This is a genomic window from Leptospira weilii serovar Ranarum str. ICFT (assembly GCF_000332415.1).
GTDB lineage: Bacteria > Spirochaetota > Leptospiria > Leptospirales > Leptospiraceae > Leptospira > Leptospira weilii_A.
The window spans coordinates 25,961-44,515 of sequence record NZ_AOHC02000058.1; the positions used below are offsets into that span (position 1 = coordinate 25,961).

Sequence of the window (18,555 nt, forward strand, 5' to 3'; positions counted from 1 at the left end):
TAACTAAAATTCACGGACATATAGGATCGGCAATCGGTTTTTCCGAACTCGAATTTTTTCATTTTCTCTTATCTTTTTTCCGATTTTACCGATTAGGAATGTAGGAGAACAAGATGCCCGCGTTTACGATTCCAGGACTTAGCACCGGACAAGATACGAATATGATCGTAAAGAAACTGGTGGAATTGGAAGCAAAGCCGATCCGCCGACTTGAGCAACAGAATTCGTTTAACAAAGCTCAATCCAAAGCGTGGGGAGATCTCAAAACAGTCGCGACCGATTTACAAGATAAAACCAGAGCTCTCATCTCTTTTACAGCTCCCTTTGCGATGAAAACTATTGTTTCCGAACCGGAGGGTTTAATCAGCGGAGACGCTTCCCGTTCCGCAAGCGCCGGTAAACGTAAAATTGAAATTAAAGAATTGGCGACCTATCACCAAATCTCCGGAGATAAAACGGACGCGAACAAACAAATTCCTGCGGGCAGGTTTAAGATTTTTTCCGGTGATTCCGAAAAAGAAATCGAATTTTCCGGTGGAACGATCCGAGACCTCGCCTCGTCCATCAAGATATCGGCGGCGGGTCTTGTAAACACCGGGCTTGTCAAAGTGGACGGAGACAATTACGTTCTCACTCTCACGGCCGCGTTATCCGGCAAGGAGCGCAAACTTAAATTTGAAGATGGGAGCGGAGTTTTACAAGCGGCCAATCTCGTCGGTGCGACCGAACCCGCCGATCCTTCCAAAGAATTGAACCTTCTTCCCGAACAAGATCAGATCCTGGTTTTTCAACCGGAGAAATACGGAGTTCCCGCGGGTTCTAAAACCGTTCCCAAAGAAGAGAACGGTAAAAAGTGGTTGGAAATCGCGAGCGTCGGTTCGTTTCAATTCGGAATTCCCACCACCGAGTTGAAAAAAAATACGAGGATCGAACTTGCCACTTCCACCGAGTTCGCTCCGGAAGACAAACTAGAATTAGGAATTCTTTATAAAGAAAACGATAAAGAAAAGATGATCTTTGAAACCGCTTCCAGACAGGACGGAAAAATCGTTCTCAATCTGAAAAACTTTCCGTCGGGTCAAAAGGCGCATAAGATCCTTTTTGCGAACTCGAGCGGTAAAACGGTTCTATTAGATTCTTTTCATATAGTAATTCCGGGGGAATTCAAAGGAGCCAAACCCGCCAAAGAAATCGCGGAAGCTAAGGACGCGGTGTTTCTCGTGGACGGGATCGAAGTCAATCGTCCTAAAAACGAAGGGCTTACGGACGTTCTCGACGGGGTTTCTCTCAACCTTCATAAAAAAACCGAAGGCCCGGTGAACATCGACATCAAAACGGATTCGGACAAGGGTCTTGAAATGATCAAGGAATTTGTCGCGGCATACAACACAGTATTAAAATTTTCTAAAGAATCCACCGCAGTGGATAAGAACGGGAAGGTCAACGACGGAAAAGAAGACGGCGGAGAAATCGGACAGACTTTCTGGGAAGGGAAAACCAAAACCGGTCTTTTATCCGGAGAACATACCGTTCTTCGTCTGATCGCGGGAATGAAAACCGTCGCGAGTTCTTCCTATCCCGTAAGCGGTGAAAATTCGGTGAGAATGTTAAGCGACATCGGAATCAGCACCGGAAAGGTCGGGAGCAAATGGGCCGATATCCAAGACGGGTTCTTGATCTTGGACGAGGAAAAACTTCGTACCAAACTCGCCGAAAATCCGGACTCGGTCCGAAATCTTTTTGCGATCGATACGAACTCGGACGCGAGAATGGACACGGGAGTTGCGGTTGATCTTTTAGAACACGTAAAACCTTACACTCAATATGCGGGCGGACTTGTTTCCGGAAAAGTAAAAATGCTCGAAGAACAAGTCGCGGACAATAACAAGAAGATTAAGGAATACGAAAACCATCTCGTAAGTTACGAGAAAAAACTGAAATCCAAGTTTCTTTATATGGAACAGGGAGTCGGTAAGAACAAAGCGGTCGGGGCCTATTTGAACAATAACCTCAAAGGCGCCAGAAACGAGTGATAGAGTAGGAGAGTGAAATGGAAATTTACATCAACGAACGTCTCTTGGATAGTTCTCTTGAAAACGAACAGAAGTTAGGCGAAGTTTTCGGGGAGATCAACAAATGGGTCGAGTCGAAAGGAAAATACCTTCTCGGTTGTACCGTGGACGGAGTGGAATTTCAAGCTTCCAGCATGAACGATCAAGGAATAGAATCCGCGGCCAAGATGGAATTTTTCGTAGGCGAGGAGATGGACTTTCTCGTTTCCACGTTAACCGAACTGGATCTTTACGTGGATAAAGTAGGTTCCACGTTATTCGGAAGGGATTCCCTCACCGAAAAGGAAGCGAACGAACTCGGCGAAGGCGTTAGGTGGATCGGAAACGTTCTGAATTCCGCTTCGAACTTATTACATCTCAAACTGGATCAGATCAAACCGATGGGTACGGGGAACAACGTTTCTCAAATCGTATCCGAGATTTCGTCTAACTCTGGAAATCTGGATAACACGGACGCCATCGAAATTTTTTTGGAACATCTGAGGGATCTGAAACTGTTCATCATGGATCTGATCGCAAGAACTCAAGTGTTGGATTTGGATCTGCCCACTCTAAAAGAAATTTTGAATACGTTTATCGATAACATCGGAGGACTCAAAGAGGCTTTCGTAAAGGTAAACGAGGCGTATCAATCCGGAAAGGACGAGGTAGCGACCGAGTTGTTGACCCAATCCATCTCTCAGATCAACGTTCTTTTGACTTCGTTTATCACTTTGAAGTTGAAAAAACCCGATCTGGATTTTTCAGAGATCGAAATCGACGGAATCGGTTTCGAGGAAAAGACGGGAGAGTTGAACGAGATTCTCGCGTCGATCGCGGTCGCTTTGGAGGAAAAGGATATCATTCGCGCCGGTGATTCGATCGAATACGAACTTCCGGGCACGTTAGACGAATTTCTTCCCTTTCTGAAATTGATCCGGGAAAAGATTTCTTAAAGTATTTCCAGACAAAAAATCGTAACGTCGTCGGAAATTTCTCCCTCTCCGTAAGAACCGGAGTAAGAGAGAATCGAACGGATCATGGAACTCGTGTCGTCCACAACCAAGGATCTTATCGCTTCGAGAAATTGATTTTTTCCCAAGATATTTCCTTCGCTATTTTTCACTTCGAACAAACCGTCCGAGTAAAAAAGAATCCTGTCTCCTTGTATCAGATCCAGTTCGTATCTTTGGATCTTCGGAGACGGGATCGTAAAAAGAATTTCTCCCGAACCTTCGACAAGGTTGCAGATTCCGTCCCTAATCAAGAGACCCGCGTGATGTCCTCCATAACTATATTCTAATTTTCTTTCGGAAGGAACGTATCTCATATAAACGGAGGAAAGGGAATGAAGAGTGATCGTGTCTTTTAAAAGCCCGTGTATAAAAAGAAGATTATCGTCCGCGTGTTTGTTTCTTCCCGTAGTCGCGCCGAACGCGATCGAAGTCATAGCCGCCGCCATAGCCGCGGAAATCCCGTGTCCCGAAACGTTTCCGAAAAGAATATGCAGACTTTCGTCCTTCTCTTTGATCGCGTTTAAGACGTCTCCGCCCACTTTTACGTAGGGTTGAAAGTGAGAATGGATTTTATAATCCGGGGAATCCGGAAAATCCCGGGTGGTGATCATCTCCTGAATGTCCCTTGCAAGATCCAGATCGAGATCCAATCTATATAATAATTTTCTAATTTTTTCCAGGGATTCTTTTTTTTCGGTGATGTCCCTGAGTATGTAAACCTTACCTTCTTTGTTTCCGGAAAGAGAGATCGGGGAGGAGGAAACTTCCAAATATTTGTTTTCCGTAATATTCAAAAATTCATCCGGAGAACCTTGAGGAGGTTTTTCGGTTTTTACGCTCAGATTGACGAATTCTTTTCTTTCAAAAAAGGAATCGGAAGGAAAACCCTCCAGATAACCGCTCAGATCGAACGTCATCCCTGTGTTGACGTTATCGGAAAGTTGTAACATTTTTTTCGCGGACAAATTGCCGAAAAGAAAAATCCCTTTGGAGGAAAGAAGAATCACACCTTCCCTGATTTCGGAATAAAGTCTTAACGCGATATGTTCCAATTTTAAATCCATAAATCCGTATTTTTGGATCGCTATAAAAATACAAATCGATTGGATGAGCGCCGCGCTACCGCTTAACGGAGGAAACGTAAGAGAAGGATTCCAATATCTCGGAAGAAGGGTCGTGCCGAAACTGAGCAGATAAGTAAGGATCGTTCCGTAGGCGACAAGTCTGGATTGTTTTTTTAAAAGCGGATTGGAAGAACGAACGCCGCTGCGGATCAAAAGCAAAGAACCGGTTAACGTGGGAATTCCGGTTACGAAAATACTCACCGGAAGATACAAGGGACCGGCGAGAATCATATCCCCCCAATAAGCGCGCAGACTTCCGGCGACCACCAAATCCGTGCTAATCGTTATTAAAAACGAAACGAGGCAAAGTCCTCTAAAAAAATAGACGAGAAACCGGGAGGAAGAACCCGTAAATCGAACCGTAAATTCAAAGAATAAACAACCGATAAAAATCCAAGTAAAGGAGGACGTTTTGAAAACGATCACGGTCCAATTGTCGGGAAGAAAGGACCAATAAAAAATGACGGAGATGTGCCAGATGGAAAGTAAAAGAGAGAACCTTTGATAGAGGGTCGCCGTTTCGGATTTTCCTTTGAGCGCGCTTACGTAAGCGAACAAAGAACTGTTGATGATTAAGGCGGTAAAAGGGATCAGAACGTAAGGATTCATCCTTTAAAAGATCTCCAAAATCAGGATCGCCAAGTCGTCCGTGAGTTTTCCATTGCCGAAAGAAAGCGCTTGGTCGATCGAGGTTTTTAGAATGGCGGTCGGAGTATAAACCGGAATCTCTCGCATTTTTAGCATGAAGTTTTCGTATCCGAGTATTTCTCCTTCGGCGTTTCTCACTTCGAAAAGACAATCCGAATAAAGAAATAAGACGTCTCCTTGTTTAAGTTGGAAAGTATAATTGTTCAATTCCGTTTCGGATGTGATCAAAAGGATTCTTCCCGCTCCTTCCAGGGAGATGACTTCTCCGTCCCTGAAAACCAAAATCGGGTGATGGCCTGCATAAGAATATTCTAATATTTTTGTGTTCGGATCGAACGAAAGATAAACCGCCGAAATGTGATGGTTTAAAACCGCGTTCAAAAGTAAGGTTTGGATTTTTTCCAAAGCTTCTTTGGGGGCGGGTTTTGTTTCTACGACCAACTGAAAGGAAATCGAAAGCATTCCGGCAACCATCGCGGAAGAAATTCCGTGTCCGGAAACGTCCGCGAAAAAGATGTCGATTTTACCGTCGGACCGTTCCAGAACCCGCAAAAAATCGCCGCCTACGAGTTCGAACGGTTGAAAATGAGAATAAAACTTATATTTAGAACTTTCCGGAAACTTCGTGGAAATAACGGAAGTTTGCGCGATTTTTGCGATTTCCAAGTCTTTGCTGAAAGCGGAATAGATACTTTCGATTTTTTCTCTGTATTCTATCTTTTCGCTGATATCTCTCAAAATGAAAAGGGATCCGCTTTCATTTCCCGTCAATTCAATGTTCGATTGTGTGAGTTCGATCCCTCTACAATCGGCGTTATAAACGGGTTCGTATTCTTTGGAAAGAGGACCGAGATGTTCTCCATATCCTTTTAAAAAATCGGAAGGATGAAAATGGGAAAGTCGAGTATTCGAAATTCCTAATATTCGTGCGGCGGATTCGTTCATAAAAAAAAGGGACCGATCCTGTTTAACCAAAATCATTCCGTCGTGAATGTCCCGAAACAGTTCCACCGCGAGTCCTTCCACGTTGATTCTTAAAAAACCGTATCTTGTGATCGCAATGAAAATCAGAAAGGATTGGATCACGATTCCGAGCGGAGTCAGAGACATGGACAACATTCTACCCCGATCGTCCATCTGAATGATTTCGGAATAAAAACTCAGGAAAATCGCGAACATGGAACCGATGATTACCAAGCCGATTTGTTTTTTCCGTCCCGAAACGAAAAAGGATTCGGTCAAAATTCCCAAACCGATAAACGCGGGAAACGCGATAAAACTTAGAATTACGAAAAGATACAAAGGGCCGGGTTCGTTTTCATTTCCCCAGTAATAGTGTATGTTTCCTCGAATGACCCAGTCCGTGGAAATCGTAATCAGATACGAGATCGGAATTCCGATTCTAAAAAACCAAAGAAAAATTCCCGGAGCCCTGTTTAAAAACGTGTAAACGAATTCCAGATAAAGCGCGCCGACGGGAAGCCATGTTACGGAGAGAATTTTAAAAGCCCAAGTGATCCAGTCTTTTTGCGGATAGGACCAATTGAATATGTAATTGAAAAGCCAAGCGTCTAAGGCGACCATATAAATTAGGTAAGAACGAATGATCGGGTTTCCGGTGCGTCTTGCATATACGAACGCGATGAACATCGTGTTTGCAACGAGGGCCGCCATGGGAAAAAAAAGATAATAATTCATACAAAACCCGATTTCAATATGGGTGTTTCCTGATATGGGTTTCCCAGTATGCGTTTCGACGATGAATTTGAAACTATAAAATATTTATTTCTTAATTTCCAAATCTTTTTCGGTTTTCGTCCCGCACTTAAGGATCGGACGTTCTTTCTTTTGTTGTCGTTTTAAGAATGTTTCTTGCGGCGATCTCGTCTTGTTTGAGTTGAGCGATCAGTTTTTCGACGCCGGAGAATTTGATCTCGTCTCTAATTTTTTCCGTGAAAGTGATTCTTATCGTTTGATCGTAGATGTCTTTTTGAAAGTCGAATAGGTTCGACTCCAAGGTCACTGCGTTTGCGCCGAAGGTCGGGTTGCGGCCGATGTTGATCATCGAAGGATGTTCGATTCCTTCCACTGCTGTAAATCCCGCGTAAACGCCGATGCCGGGGAGGAGAATGTTTGCGTTCGATTGAACGTTGGCGGTGGGAAATCCGATCTCTCTCCCTCGTTTGTGTCCTCCGACAACGACTCCGGAGACGGAATAATATCGATTCAGACAATTTGCGGCTTCCTTTACGTTGCCTTCGGAGATCAATCTTCTCACGTAGGAGCTGGAGAGTTTGATCTCGTTCAAAAACACGGGGTCCACTTTTTCCACCGAGTAATTTAGTTTTTCTGAATATTGTTTTAGGAGTTCGTAGTTGCCTCTTCTTTCTTTTCCGAAACAGTGATTAAAACCGATGATTATGTTTTTGGCTTTTAGTTGTTTGAGAAGAATTTCCTCTAAAAAAGATTCTGCGCTCATTTCCGCCAATTCTTTGTTAAACGGAAGTGCGACCAGAAAATCGATTCCTTTTTTGCGGATCCATTCTTCCTTGTCCGCAAAAGTCATGAGGTTTTTCATTTCGGGACTTTTTCCGAGTATGACCGCCGGGTTCGGGTCGTAGGTAACGACGCAGGAGGCGAGTCCGGTTTTTTGAGAAACCTTCAAAACTCGATCGAGGAGGGCTTGATGTCCCAGATGGATTCCGTCGAAGTTTCCCAAAGTGACGACGCAGGGAGAATGAATCGTTTTTTCGGCTTGGTCAATTGTATGGATTGTGATCAAATTCTTCCCGATCCTGTCGATACTAGAGTAGATGGTTTGGCACCGATTGATACTCGTTCTTTTCTATTTTACTTTTACCAATACGGAGTTTCTCCAATCGAAAGAAAATCCGAAATTTAAAAAATTCATCAACTTCGATCATCAGGGAGAAGACGGCGAACCTCTTCATGCGGAAGATTTTAGAACCTACAGTGAACTTTCCACTTGGGCGATTCACAACGGAATGCAGTTGGAAAGGGACAGGCCGGATTTCGCGCCGGGTGCGGGAATCGTTAGGCTTCAAGACGGGATTTGCAGGATGATTCCGGAAGAGGGCCTTCGTTTTTATCTGACTGCGGATCCGTTTCGGAACGAACCTCTTTACGTGCAATTGGACTTAACGCAGTTTACGTATACGGAAAGACCGAAGGGTGTTAAACCGAGAGAATTGAAAATTTACATGAACGGAGTCTTAAAGGCAACGGTTCGATTTCCGGGAAGTGATGCGTATTCTTCTCAGTTTCCGGTTCGATTTCGTGTGGATCCCGGCGAGTTGATCGAAGGGAGAATGGATTTTAGACTTCTTCCGAACGCGGGGGAGATCGGTCGCTTCTGGGGAATCTGGGATATATCGAGCGCCCCTTAGGAAGCGAGATAGCCAAAAGCCGCGAAGCGAAAGCGTTGGCTCTTAGCGGAGCTAAGATGAGCGCCCCTTAGGAAGCGAGATAGCCAAAAGCCGCGAAGCGAAAGCGTTGGCTCTTAGCGGAGCTAAGATGAGCGCCCCTTAGGAAGCGAGATAGCCAAAAGCCGCGAAGCGAAAGCGTTGGCTCTTAGCGGAGCTAAGATGAGGCCCCTGAAACGCGATCCTTAGAGAGCGTTTCACTGAGTTCCTCCCTGAGCCGCGAAGCGAGAAACTCAATGTTTCTCCCTCCTATGTTCCTTGTGTCAAGCCCCTCCGCTATTTTTTTTTACATAAGACCATATTGAGCTAACTTACGATTCAAAACATTTTCGGGCATAGAGTCGAAGAGTTGCCCTGTTCGAATCATAGAAAAAAGAACTTCGATCATTTTACGTGAAGTAGCAATGATAGATTTCTTTGCTCCTTTTTTAGCATATAACCTTTCGTAGAACTCTTTAATCTTACCGCCATGCTGACAACGGACCAGGCTCCAAGCTGCTTGAACAATCACTCTTCGGATCGAATGACAACCGCGGGAAACAATTCTACCATATCGAACCGTATCTCCTGAGATGTCAACTCTGGGAACTAAACCAGCGTAGTAGGCGGCTTGTTTACCGGAAGAAAATCTTTTGCAGTCCCCCATGTAACTCATAATTGCCAGAGACGTAATATACTGATACCAGGCATGGACATGATCGTTTGAACGTAGGCCTGATTGATTTTCAGAGCGCCTTTAATATCTTCTTCAATGAGTTTTAGATTTAGTTCGACTATCTAAAACTTTTAAGATTCGTTCCGCTTCCTTATGATATCGATCCGGAAGTAAAGTTACAGAAGTTTCTCTGGATGCTTTTGTCCGTAAATGTTTTTGGTGATCTCAGTCAGACCGGCTTGAGTGAATAAACTGTGAAGCCGATTCTTTCCTTGCGTTAGTTGTCTTGTCCAATTCTCATGCTCGGTACACAATCGACGATTGTCTTCTTCGTATTATCGTCCGTGGGAATTGGAACAACCGGTAATATCCTTTGGATAACGTTTGAGTTTAGCTATCTTAAGAGAATCTTCTTTATCAGTCTTTTTCAAAGATTGATAAATTGTTGCTAAGTCTCCGGGATTCAAAACAATTACTTGAACTCCTTTGTTTAGTATTGATTTTGCAATTCTAAAAGATTGAGATCCTGCTTCCAGGCCTACGATATAGTACTAGGTGTAACCAGTTTAATAAATTGTTAATTCCGCTTTCCGTTGTGCTGAATTGTCGACGTTCGAGCGAGTTCTCCGAATTGATTCGAACTACCTCAAACTTTTTTTACCACAATCAATTCCTACATACTTGACTTCTTGACTGTTCATTTCTTTTCTCCTAAAATGACAGAGGCGGAAGGTCTTAACAAAGCCGGGTGATATCACCAGCACTCCTATTCGCGGTCGACTTTGTTTAAGCCGCCACACTTTGGTTTGCGGTGGCCGATTTAGATTCATCTATGGGTCGGGGTCTAAACCCCAAGGGAGCGATCAATCTGCCACCGGCCTTCTTGACTCCGTCGAATCAAGAATATCACACTTCGAACTGCCTTACGTCCAAGAATCATACTAATCTATGGGTCGAAACATAATGTTGGCTCTTAAGCGTAGTTGAGATGATGCCCCTGAAACGCGATCCTTAGAGAGCGTTTCACTGAGTTCCTCCCTGAGCCGCGAAGCGAGAAACTCAATGTTTCTCCCTATGGGTCGAAACATAATGTTGGCTCTTAGGCGTAGTTGAGATGATGCCCCTGAAACGCGATCCTTAGAGAGCGTTTCACTGAGTTCCTCCCTGAGCCGCGAAGCGAAAAACTCAATGTTTCTCCCTATGGGTCGAAACATAATGTTGGCTCTTAGGCGTAGTTGAGATGATGCCCCTGAAACGCGATCATAGAGAGCGTTTCACTGAGTTCCTCCCTGAGCCGGGAAGATTAAGGATAATTGGAACCGAATTCCGCAGGGCTGATGGTTTTGAAATAAGAGGTAAGACCGGCGACTTTGAAAACTTTTTCGATTGCGGGTTTCATGTTCGCGATGAAAAAAGATCCGTTGAGGTCTTGCACGTAGTTCAATTGTTTGATCAACATTCCGATTCCGGATGAATCGATGTAGTTTAGTTTTTCAAGATTTACGACTACGTTTTTGTTGTCTTTGTGGATATTATTTTCGAAGAATGTTTTGAGATCGATCGAAGTATAGATGTCGAGGCTGCCGGCAAGGCTTACGATGTTTGTTTCTCCCGATTTTCTGTGATTGATTTCCATACCGACCCTTCCTTTCCTTTTCCCAGAATTTGACGAGAAGTTCAATCTATTTTTGATAAAATTATGGGGAAAATCCAAGAACCTCCGAAACTAATAGAGGACGCCGTACGGAAAAATCGACAATGAAAGAAAAATTATTTTATTTCCTGATTTTTATTTCCGCCTTTGCCGGTATTTTGAGTCAAGAGTTCGAGCCGGATGGGAAAGTGAAAATCCTACCCTATGAACGGGGACAAATCAAGGATTTGGAAATATTAGGAAAGGATATTACGGAGTTTCATAAGAGAATAGAAAGTCGGCTTGCATTTTTAAACAAAAAAAAACAAATACAAGACAATCTTTACAGTCAATTCATTCCCGCGTACGAGGATCAAATTCCTCAAAGCAGAAATCGTTATATGCTCGATCTCAGATTCGTATTGAAAGTTTCGGGGTCCGGCGCGGGAAATTCTTCCTTGAAGTTGGAATCGATCGTGTTTTGGAGTAGGAAATCATTAATTTCCAAAATGCGCCCTCAGTATGAAGAAATCAGCATTCTGAAAAACGATAAGGTCGGTAACGAAGGATCGGATTCCATCGAATTGGTGGTGAGAAAAAAAACGGACGCCGGTACGAAGGAAGCCGTGTATAACGTGGCTACGATTCGAGAGCCCGCGCAAAGGGTAAAACTCGTACGAATTTATAGAACCAACCTTTTGGAAATCATTCGTCGAATCGATAAGTATGTGGAAGGAAACATCAAAACCGCTTCGGAAGACGTGGAAACCACTCTTAGAGAAGTGGAAAACGGAGGACCTTATCAGGAGAATCTTCCGAAGGATTGAGAGTTTGTCCGCCAACCGTCCGATTTTATCGGAATGGCCGCAAATCTCCGCGATTGTTTTGAGTTTTAGGACAGGCTCTAAAATTCTTTCATGAATGATCCGGGACCCAAAACGGATTTTCCGGATCATTATAAAAATCTGGGTCTTTCACCGCTCGCATCCGTGGAAAGTGTAAAGTCGCGTTATCGGGAATTGGCTAAAATTTTTCATCCTGATAATCGTGAAACGGGATCTTCGGATCTTTTTCAAAAACTCGCGTATTCCTATCAGACGCTTACACATCCCATTCTAAGAAAAGAATACGATCTCCAATATCTTTCCAGACATCCCGAGATTCTTTTTAAGTTTAAGTCTTCCCTAAACGCGAGGAACGAACAAAACGTCGATCCGCAAATCAAACGAATTCCCAGTTCCAGGATTTTATACGCGGGACAAGCCGTCGAACTGGCAAAAAAGGGACTTCTCCGCGCGGGAATGAGAAACAGAGAAAGAAAAAAATATTCCGGAATACATTACGATATTAGAATTCTCTTAACTACTGAAGAATTAAACTCCCCGCTTTCCGCAAAAATTCCTCTGGTCGTGCGGGTTCTTTGTCCGGAATGCAGAGGTTCGAACGGATTCTGCGACTCCTGCGGCGGAAAAGGAACGTATAAAAGTTTTCGAAATCTCAACTTGGAAGCGGAAGCGGGCAAACTACTTCCGGGGAAAATCTACGAACTGGATCTTTCCGGACTCAAACCCGAAGGATTCGTTCATTTTAAGAAAAATCGTCTCAAAGTAAAAATTGAACTCTTGGAAGGGGAAAAAAAATAGGTCTTATGCAGAAAGTGATCCGTTTTCATCCCATCTATAAGGAGAGAATCTGGGGCGGTAGAAAACTCGGAGACTTTCCGGGAAGAAAAATTCCGGAAGGAAACATCGGAGAATCCTGGGAAATTTCGGACTACGGAAACGAAATTTCGATGATCGTCAACGGCCCGCTCGCCGGAAAAAACTTTCGAACGGCGTATCTGGAAAACACGGATTCGATTTTGGGAAAACCGTTTCGAGGAAAACCGTTTCCGCTTTTGATCAAGATCATCGATGCGAAAGAAAAACTTTCGGTCCAAGTTCATCCGGACGATTTATACGCGGAAAAATACGATCCGCAGAGCGCGGGAAAAAAAGAGGCTTGGATCGTTCTACAAGCGGAACCCGGCTCCCAACTTATATGCGGCTTTTCTAATGCAACGAGCAGGGAAAAATTCAAAACTCTCGTGGAACAAAATCGCGCCGAGGAGGTTTTGAGACGGATTCCGGTTCGGGAAGGGGACGCTTTTCTTTTGAATCCGGGGAGAATCCACGCGATCGGCGCGGGAATTCTTTTGATGGAAGTGCAACAATCCTCGGATTCCACGTATAGGGTTTACGACTACGGAAGGCCGAGGGAACTTCATCTCGAAAAGGCGCTCGACGTTTTGGATTACGGCGGACCTAACGAGGACGACGTAATGAAACCTACGCCTAAACCCTGGAACGAAGGCAAGAGATTTCGTCTAACGGCAAACGATAAGTTTTTGATGGAGACCTTGGAAATTTCCGGAAACGAAAAGATATTCCAAATTCCGAATGTTTACGAAGAATCCGTGTTTCGGATTTTGATCGTCCTAAGCGGAAGGATCGAAGTCGAAGGGGAAGTTCTTTCTCAAGGAGACGTCTTATTTTTAACGGCGTCCGGTTTGCGGGAAGGGATTTTTGCGACCAACAAAAGCGATCTTACGAAACTTTCCGTCTCCGGTCCCGGTTCCGATTGGGCGATTTATAAAGATTAGATTTTTTGAATGAACCCCGAAGAACCGATATTCTGGATCGGCGAGGAAGAACTCGCAAAACAAAGAAGGATCGCAAAGGATCTTCGCAAAACTCCCTGGTGGAAAAAGAAAAAAGCCGCCGGGATCTGCCATTATTGCGGTAAAAAATTTCCTCCCGAAGAGTTGACGATGGACCATTTGATTCCTCTTGCAAAAGGAGGAAAGTCCATCAAGGCCAATCTCGTTCCCGCATGCAAAGAATGTAATTTTGCTAAAAAGAACAAACTTCCGTTCGAGTTCGATTCCGGAACGGAAGGAGTCTGAAGATGAACGATCCTTTCGAGGACGAAGAATCCGGAACCCACGAGGAACAGGTTCGGGAATCCGTTCAGCTTTTGGACGAGGACGGAAATCCTCATTCTTTTATCGTCGCGGAAGCTTTGGAGATCGACGAAAATCAATATCTTCTTTTGACTCCGGTTTTGGACGAGGACTTGGATCTGATCAATTTGGACGTGAGTTCCTTAAGAGGAAACGACAACGCGGGTTACTTTGCGGTTCGACTCGAAGCGGGCGAGTACGGAGAGGATCGTCTGATCGAAGTTCGGAACAAAAGGGAACTCGAAGACATTCTTTCCGAACTCAACGTGGATATCGTTTGAGAATATTCAAAAAAAGGAATTCATTTGAGCTCGCCGTGATCCTCGAGTTCGGTATAACCGATGCGAAAGCGTTTTATTTTTAAAGTTCTCAACCGATGAACGGAGTCATTCTTTCCATAAGAATTCTGCGATTGTCTCCGCTTTGAAGAGCGATTACCCCTCGGATGATCGCTTGTCTACGATCGGATTGTTCCTTGGACCAAGACTTGATTCGGTTGGCAAGAGGAAAGAAAAGAAGGTTTGCGAACGCGATTCCGTAAAAGGTCGCGATGAATGCCGTTGCGATTCCTTCTCCGAGCGCCCGGGTGCCCGCGCCTAAATTTTCAAGAACTCCCACAAGGCCCATAACCGTTCCGATGATTCCGACCGTAGGAGAAAATCCGCCTGCGGTTTCCAGGATTTTCGCCGAGTTCGCTTCTTTGTCTTCCATCGCGAGAGCGGACTCAAAAAGAATTTCCTCCACCGCACGAGGATCGGTTCCGTCCACGATGAGTTGGATTCCTCTTTGAAGAAACGGATCTTGGATGGACTTAAGATTATCTTCCAGGGAAAGAAGTCCGTTTTTACGGGCTCGTTCGGCAAAATCCAAAAAGATGTCGCCGAGAGGAAGTTTCCGTTTTGGAAAAACGGCGGTCTGAAGATTGAAAACGAGGTCTTTGATTTGTTCGAGGGAAAAGCTGGCAAACGTCGCTCCCGCCGTACCCCCAATGATAAGAAGAATTGCGGAGATTTTGAAGAAGGAAAGAAAATGTGCGCCTTCCAAAAGGATCGCTATTAGGACGGACAGAAAAGCAACGGAGAGACCGACGAGAGTGGGATTCATGAACGCAAGAGTTCCCGCAATCACGGCTTTTTACAAGAAAATTCTGTCTCATAAGAAAAGCAACGGCTGGCAGCATCGATCTCGTGTCGGGCCGGATGAGTTTGTTTTCTCCGGGTTTTGTAACGTGGAATAGGATATTCTTTGACTTGACGAAGTGGAAAAGGCGGTAGAGAAACTCGGGATCTCGTTCCCTTTAGAACGACAAGTCGATATCCCAAGTTAAGATTTAGAGATTTTATTTTTGCGGGAAGATTGAGGAGAATCCGTATGTTGTTTTATGAGAAGGAAGTTTTTCCGGGATTGTATACGATCGACTGCGATTATATCTCGCCGGGAGTGGCGTGTGCGTATCTGGTCCTCGAAGGTGAAGAAGCCGCTTTTGTGGAAAACAACACGAACCGCGCGGTTCCCATTTTGCTGGAAGAATTACGTAAGGTCGGACGTAAACCCGAAGACGTAAAGTACATCATCGTCACACACGTTCACCTGGATCACGCGGGAGGAACGGGGTTGTTGGCAAAACACTGTCCTAACGCGACGGTTCTTGCACATCCGAAAGCGGCCAGACATCTCGTCAACCCGGAACGATTGATTCAAAGTTCGATCCAAGTTTATGGAGAGGAAAACTTTAAGAAGTTATACGGAGAAATTCTTCCCGTTCCCAAAGAAAGGGTGATCAGTCCGGAAGACGGAGAAGAGATCCGATGGGGAAAAAGAATATTCAAATTTTATTATACAAGAGGACACGCAAATCATCATTTCTGCATCTATGATTCTTTGAGTAACGGAATTTTTACCGGAGATTCTTTCGGACTCGGATACAAGGATTTCGCCGTAGGAAAAAATCCGATTCTTTATCCTTCCACAACTCCCACCGATTTCGATTCGGAAGAAGCGATGAATACGGTGGACAAAATTCTTTCCACGGGTGCGGACAAGGCCTACCTTACTCACTTCGGAGTTTGGAAGGATTTGGAATCCGGCGCGCGTCAGATGAAACAGGGTTTACACGCGATGCAGAATATTCTTTCCTCCGGAGAAAGATCCGGCTTGGAAGGGGAGGCCCTGCTCGAATTTTGTACGGGAAGAATCAGGGCTTATTTGGAAAGAGAACTTTCGACTCAAGGGATTGTTCTGGGGGAAAAGGAGGAAATGCTTCTCGGATTCGATTCCAAGATCAACGCGCAGGGTTTGGTCTTTCAAATTGAACGGAAAAAACGGCACGAGGTTTGAAAAAGAATTGATATTTAGTATAATTTTATATAAAATCTCGTTTTAGAATTATTCTAAAATAAAAAAGAGGAACTTGTATGAAACATTCTACAGCGGAAATCCTTTGTGTAGCGTTTCTAAGCGCCGTTTTTGTATCTTGTGGGCCGTCGGAGAAGACGAAAAAATGGATCGATGATTCCAAAAAAATCTTTGGAACCGTTCCGGATAAAATGCCCGGCGGGGAAGCCGATACCCCGGAATTGATCCGGTTGGGTGAAAAATTATATTTCGAAAAGAGACTTTCCGCGAACGATACGCAGTCTTGTAATTCCTGTCATAACGTTGTCGGGAAAGCTCCGGGAGTGGACAATCTTCCTACGTCTCCGGGTGCGTTTGGGAAAAACGGAGCTCGAAATTCTCCGACGGTTTTGAACGCGGGTTTTCATTTGGCTCAGTTTTGGGACGGGAGAGCCAAAGATCTGAAAGAACAGGCCAAAGGTCCGATTTTAAATCCCGTGGAAATGGCTATGCCTTCCGCCTCGGAAGTGGAAAAGAAAATCGCCGGAATTCCGGAATACCAAGAACTTTTTGCAAAGGCTTATCCCGTTTCGTTCACGAAAGAAAATTCTAAAACGCTTTCGACCAAAATCATTACTTACGATCGTATCGCGGGCGCGATCGCTGCTTTTGAAAGAACCTTGAAAACACAGGACCGCTTTGACGATTTCCAAAGAGGAGATCATAAGGCTCTTTCCGCCGAAGAACAGGAAGGTCTGGAAAAGTTTTTGTCTACCGGTTGTATCACTTGTCACGTCGGTCCTCTTTTGGGCGGGAACTCCTTCCGTAAACTGGGTCAGATCAATCCGTATGAAAATACGGCGGACAAAGGTCGCCAAGATTTGACCAAAAATCCCGCGGATGCTTTTGTTTTTAAGGTTCCTTCTCTCAGGAACGTGGCGATTACGGGGCCTTATTTCCACGACGGAAAAACGGCAACTCTGGAAGAAGCGGTCAAAAAAATGGCCCATCTTCAATTGGGTAAGGAACTTTCCGAATCCGATGTAAAGTCGATCGTAACTTTCTTGAAGGCATTGACCGATAAGAACCGGTCCAATTCACTGGATTTACAGAATTGAAACCTATTCAACCGGCGGTTGCTCACGCGATTGGCCGGTCTTTTTTTGCCTGGGCCGGTTTATCGGAATCGGGAAAATGTTTCGTTAAAACGAAAATCAAAGACGGTTTTCAAATATCCAAAGGGATGAGTTTTTGAGAATAAATTTCCGACGCTAACAATTGGAAGAAATCGGAAAATTCCGCATAATTACTAAAAACGCTCTTTGCATTAAATAAACCGAATATTAGAAAAAAATGCGCGTACAAGGTAAATCTTCTTTCGTATTTGAAGATAGCGGGTTGTTTTAATTCCGGCGATTCAACTATAAATTCGACCTTCCTAGCGAAAGAATACCAAGTGGGAATCAATCCGAAAGTGAATGTTGTTAAAAGAACCTTAGGCAAAACGGCTTTGCTATCGTAGTAGTCTTCGAGTTTTACACGAATTACGTTCCGGTATTTGTTACGCAACGATTCCACATCCTCGATTCCCCGGACCGCAACGACGATATTTTGAAAGCAGCGGCACTGCGCTAAAGCCGTGGCAAACTTTGATTTTATGAGACGATTCATCCGAGGATCGCGGAGATTTTTAAGATGATCGTTTCCGGTTTGCGATATATTTTCCCGATCGACAAGTTCGGGATTCAGGTCGACCCGGTATTCCTCGAGGATCACGAGTGTTTCCTCCAACCTAATGAGATTTTTTTCAAGTTCGATCTTCGACGGAATTTCTTTCTCGGTTACCGTTAAGCAGCCTTGTAAAACAAAAAATAAAATAATAAAAAGAATTCGATTTTTCAAAACGACCAACTTCTTAGATAATTTTGTTTTCATTGGCTTTAAAAGACGGGTGATGTCAAGTTTTTTAAGTCCCTAGGAAAAACCGGAGCCTCGCAAAAATAAAAATAGCAGAGGGCTAAACTAACATAACGGAGGAAAACACAAATTCAGAACGATTTCGAGAACAAAAACAAAGAAAAACGAAAACAAAATCACTTACAAAAACATGAATATAACAGATTTTAGAGATAATTCAAGATAGAACGCAAGACGAAGGCATAGAACACCTTTCCCGAAAAGATACTAGGTGTAAGAAAAAGCAGGCAAAAAACGCGTTAGGCTACGCTTTTGTAAGAGTATGTATGATAGAGTCCGCCGAGAACAGGAGTATGAGTTTTCCACTACCAACCGACGGACGTATCAAAATAGGAGAAGGAACGGGACTGTCTTTGTTCAGAGCCAGATGAGTACGATGATGATTGTAAAAATGAATGAACTCTTCCAATTTCTTTTCCAAGTGATATTGGTTGATCGGAATGAAAAAGTCCAGAAACTCATTTCTACAAGTTTTAATCCTGAGCCTCGCAAAAATAAAAATAGCAGAGGGCTAAACTAACATAACGAAGGAAAACACAAATTCAGAACGATTTCGAGAACAAAAACAAAGAAAACGAAAACAAAATCACTTACAAAAACATGAATATAACAGATTTTAGAGATAATTCAAGATAGAACGCAAGACGAAGGCATAGAACACCTTTCCCGGTGT

The 18,555-nt window shown here is 44.0% G+C and carries 17 protein-coding genes and 2 pseudogenes; 11 read left to right on the forward strand and 8 right to left on the reverse strand.

Going from position 1 to position 18,555, the window contains the following annotated elements:
* Positions 1–113 precede the first annotated feature (113 nt).
* Both fliD and LEP1GSC060_RS18580 read left to right on the forward strand, forming a co-directional pair.
* Positions 114–2,033 carry a flagellar filament capping protein FliD gene (gene fliD, locus LEP1GSC060_RS18575; protein WP_003010986.1) on the forward strand — a complete coding sequence of 640 codons (1,920 nt, stop codon included), beginning with the start codon at positions 114–116 and terminating at the stop codon, positions 2,031–2,033.
* A 17-nt stretch (positions 2,034–2,050) separates the two neighbouring features.
* The gene (locus LEP1GSC060_RS18580) at positions 2,051–3,007 is read left to right on the forward strand and encodes a hypothetical protein (protein WP_003011013.1); all 957 of its coding nucleotides are present in this window, start codon (positions 2,051–2,053) and stop codon (positions 3,005–3,007) included.
* Here the strand turns inward: LEP1GSC060_RS18580 and LEP1GSC060_RS18585 are convergent.
* From LEP1GSC060_RS18585 to LEP1GSC060_RS18595, 3 genes are all read right to left on the reverse strand, one after another.
* Positions 3,004–4,800: a SpoIIE family protein phosphatase gene (locus LEP1GSC060_RS18585; RefSeq protein ID WP_003010979.1), complete on the reverse strand. Its 1,797-nt coding sequence runs from the start codon at positions 4,798–4,800 to the stop codon at positions 3,004–3,006. The genes LEP1GSC060_RS18580 and LEP1GSC060_RS18585 overlap by 4 nt on opposite strands.
* Before the next feature lie 3 nt (positions 4,801–4,803).
* Positions 4,804–6,537 (reverse strand): SpoIIE family protein phosphatase, encoded by a 1,734-nt coding sequence (locus tag LEP1GSC060_RS18590; RefSeq protein WP_003010971.1) that lies wholly within the window; start codon positions 6,535–6,537, stop codon positions 4,804–4,806.
* Positions 6,538–6,664: 127 nt separating this feature from the next.
* On the reverse strand, positions 6,665–7,621 hold the full coding sequence (locus LEP1GSC060_RS18595; protein WP_003011030.1) for a bifunctional riboflavin kinase/FAD synthetase: 957 nt from the start codon (positions 7,619–7,621) through the stop codon (positions 6,665–6,667).
* Here LEP1GSC060_RS18595 and LEP1GSC060_RS20885 point away from each other — a divergent pair.
* Together LEP1GSC060_RS20885 and LEP1GSC060_RS18600 are read left to right on the forward strand one after the other, a co-directional pair.
* Positions 7,535–7,741 (forward strand): hypothetical protein, encoded by a 207-nt coding sequence (locus tag LEP1GSC060_RS20885; protein ID WP_080634615.1) that lies wholly within the window; start codon positions 7,535–7,537, stop codon positions 7,739–7,741. The two genes, LEP1GSC060_RS18595 and LEP1GSC060_RS20885, sit on opposite strands and share 87 nt — an antisense overlap.
* On the forward strand, positions 7,653–8,246 hold the full coding sequence (locus LEP1GSC060_RS18600; protein WP_003011036.1) for an LIC10729 family protein: 594 nt from the start codon (positions 7,653–7,655) through the stop codon (positions 8,244–8,246). Before LEP1GSC060_RS20885 ends, LEP1GSC060_RS18600 begins: the two co-directional genes overlap by 89 nt.
* A gap of 322 nt (positions 8,247–8,568) precedes the next feature.
* On the opposite strand, the pseudogene LEP1GSC060_RS19810 reads toward LEP1GSC060_RS18600, so the two are convergent.
* Positions 8,569–9,638 (reverse strand): annotated as a pseudogene (locus tag LEP1GSC060_RS19810) (IS110 family RNA-guided transposase).
* Positions 9,639–10,240: 602 nt separating this feature from the next.
* A complete protein-coding gene (locus tag LEP1GSC060_RS18615) occupies positions 10,241–10,573 on the reverse strand; it encodes an STAS domain-containing protein (RefSeq protein WP_003010961.1) in 333 nt (110 codons plus the stop codon).
* A 122-nt stretch (positions 10,574–10,695) separates the two neighbouring features.
* Between LEP1GSC060_RS18615 and LEP1GSC060_RS18620 the strand changes: the two genes are divergently transcribed.
* The 5 genes from LEP1GSC060_RS18620 (at position 10,696) to LEP1GSC060_RS18640 (ending at position 13,852) form a co-directional block, all read left to right on the forward strand.
* Positions 10,696–11,397 carry an LIC_12936 family protein gene (locus LEP1GSC060_RS18620; protein WP_003011007.1) on the forward strand — a complete coding sequence of 234 codons (702 nt, stop codon included), beginning with the start codon at positions 10,696–10,698 and terminating at the stop codon, positions 11,395–11,397.
* 90 nt (positions 11,398–11,487) lie between these two features.
* On the forward strand, positions 11,488–12,213 hold the full coding sequence (locus tag LEP1GSC060_RS18625; protein ID WP_003011061.1) for a J domain-containing protein: 726 nt from the start codon (positions 11,488–11,490) through the stop codon (positions 12,211–12,213).
* A 5-nt stretch (positions 12,214–12,218) separates the two neighbouring features.
* Positions 12,219–13,211 (forward strand): type I phosphomannose isomerase catalytic subunit, encoded by a 993-nt coding sequence (locus LEP1GSC060_RS18630; RefSeq protein WP_003010990.1) that lies wholly within the window; start codon positions 12,219–12,221, stop codon positions 13,209–13,211.
* Positions 13,212–13,220: 9 nt separating this feature from the next.
* Entirely contained in the window at positions 13,221–13,514 is a 294-nt protein-coding gene (locus tag LEP1GSC060_RS18635) for an HNH endonuclease (RefSeq protein ID WP_003010965.1), read from the forward strand.
* 2 nt (positions 13,515–13,516) lie between these two features.
* On the forward strand, positions 13,517–13,852 hold the full coding sequence (locus LEP1GSC060_RS18640) for a DUF1292 domain-containing protein (RefSeq protein WP_003011000.1): 336 nt from the start codon (positions 13,517–13,519) through the stop codon (positions 13,850–13,852).
* An 88-nt stretch (positions 13,853–13,940) separates the two neighbouring features.
* On the opposite strand, the gene LEP1GSC060_RS18645 is transcribed toward LEP1GSC060_RS18640, so the two are convergent.
* Positions 13,941–14,675 carry a motility protein A gene (locus LEP1GSC060_RS18645; RefSeq protein ID WP_003011038.1) on the reverse strand — a complete coding sequence of 245 codons (735 nt, stop codon included), beginning with the start codon at positions 14,673–14,675 and terminating at the stop codon, positions 13,941–13,943.
* A 267-nt stretch (positions 14,676–14,942) separates the two neighbouring features.
* Here LEP1GSC060_RS18645 and LEP1GSC060_RS18650 point away from each other — a divergent pair, with 267 nt between their 5' ends.
* A complete protein-coding gene (locus LEP1GSC060_RS18650; RefSeq protein ID WP_003011040.1) occupies positions 14,943–15,908 on the forward strand; it encodes an MBL fold metallo-hydrolase in 966 nt (321 codons plus the stop codon).
* A gap of 77 nt (positions 15,909–15,985) precedes the next feature.
* Positions 15,986–17,023, forward strand: a complete 1,038-nt coding sequence (locus LEP1GSC060_RS18655; RefSeq protein ID WP_003010963.1) for a cytochrome-c peroxidase — start codon at positions 15,986–15,988, stop codon at positions 17,021–17,023.
* 109 nt (positions 17,024–17,132) lie between these two features.
* On the opposite strand, the gene LEP1GSC060_RS18660 is transcribed toward LEP1GSC060_RS18655, so the two are convergent.
* Both LEP1GSC060_RS18660 and LEP1GSC060_RS19820 read right to left on the reverse strand, forming a co-directional pair.
* On the reverse strand, positions 17,133–17,807 hold the full coding sequence (locus LEP1GSC060_RS18660) for a hypothetical protein (protein WP_036097182.1): 675 nt from the start codon (positions 17,805–17,807) through the stop codon (positions 17,133–17,135).
* A 314-nt stretch (positions 17,808–18,121) separates the two neighbouring features.
* Positions 18,122–18,375 (reverse strand): annotated as a pseudogene (locus tag LEP1GSC060_RS19820) (transposase); the annotation flags it as partial.
* Between the last annotated feature and the right edge of the window lie 180 nt (positions 18,376–18,555).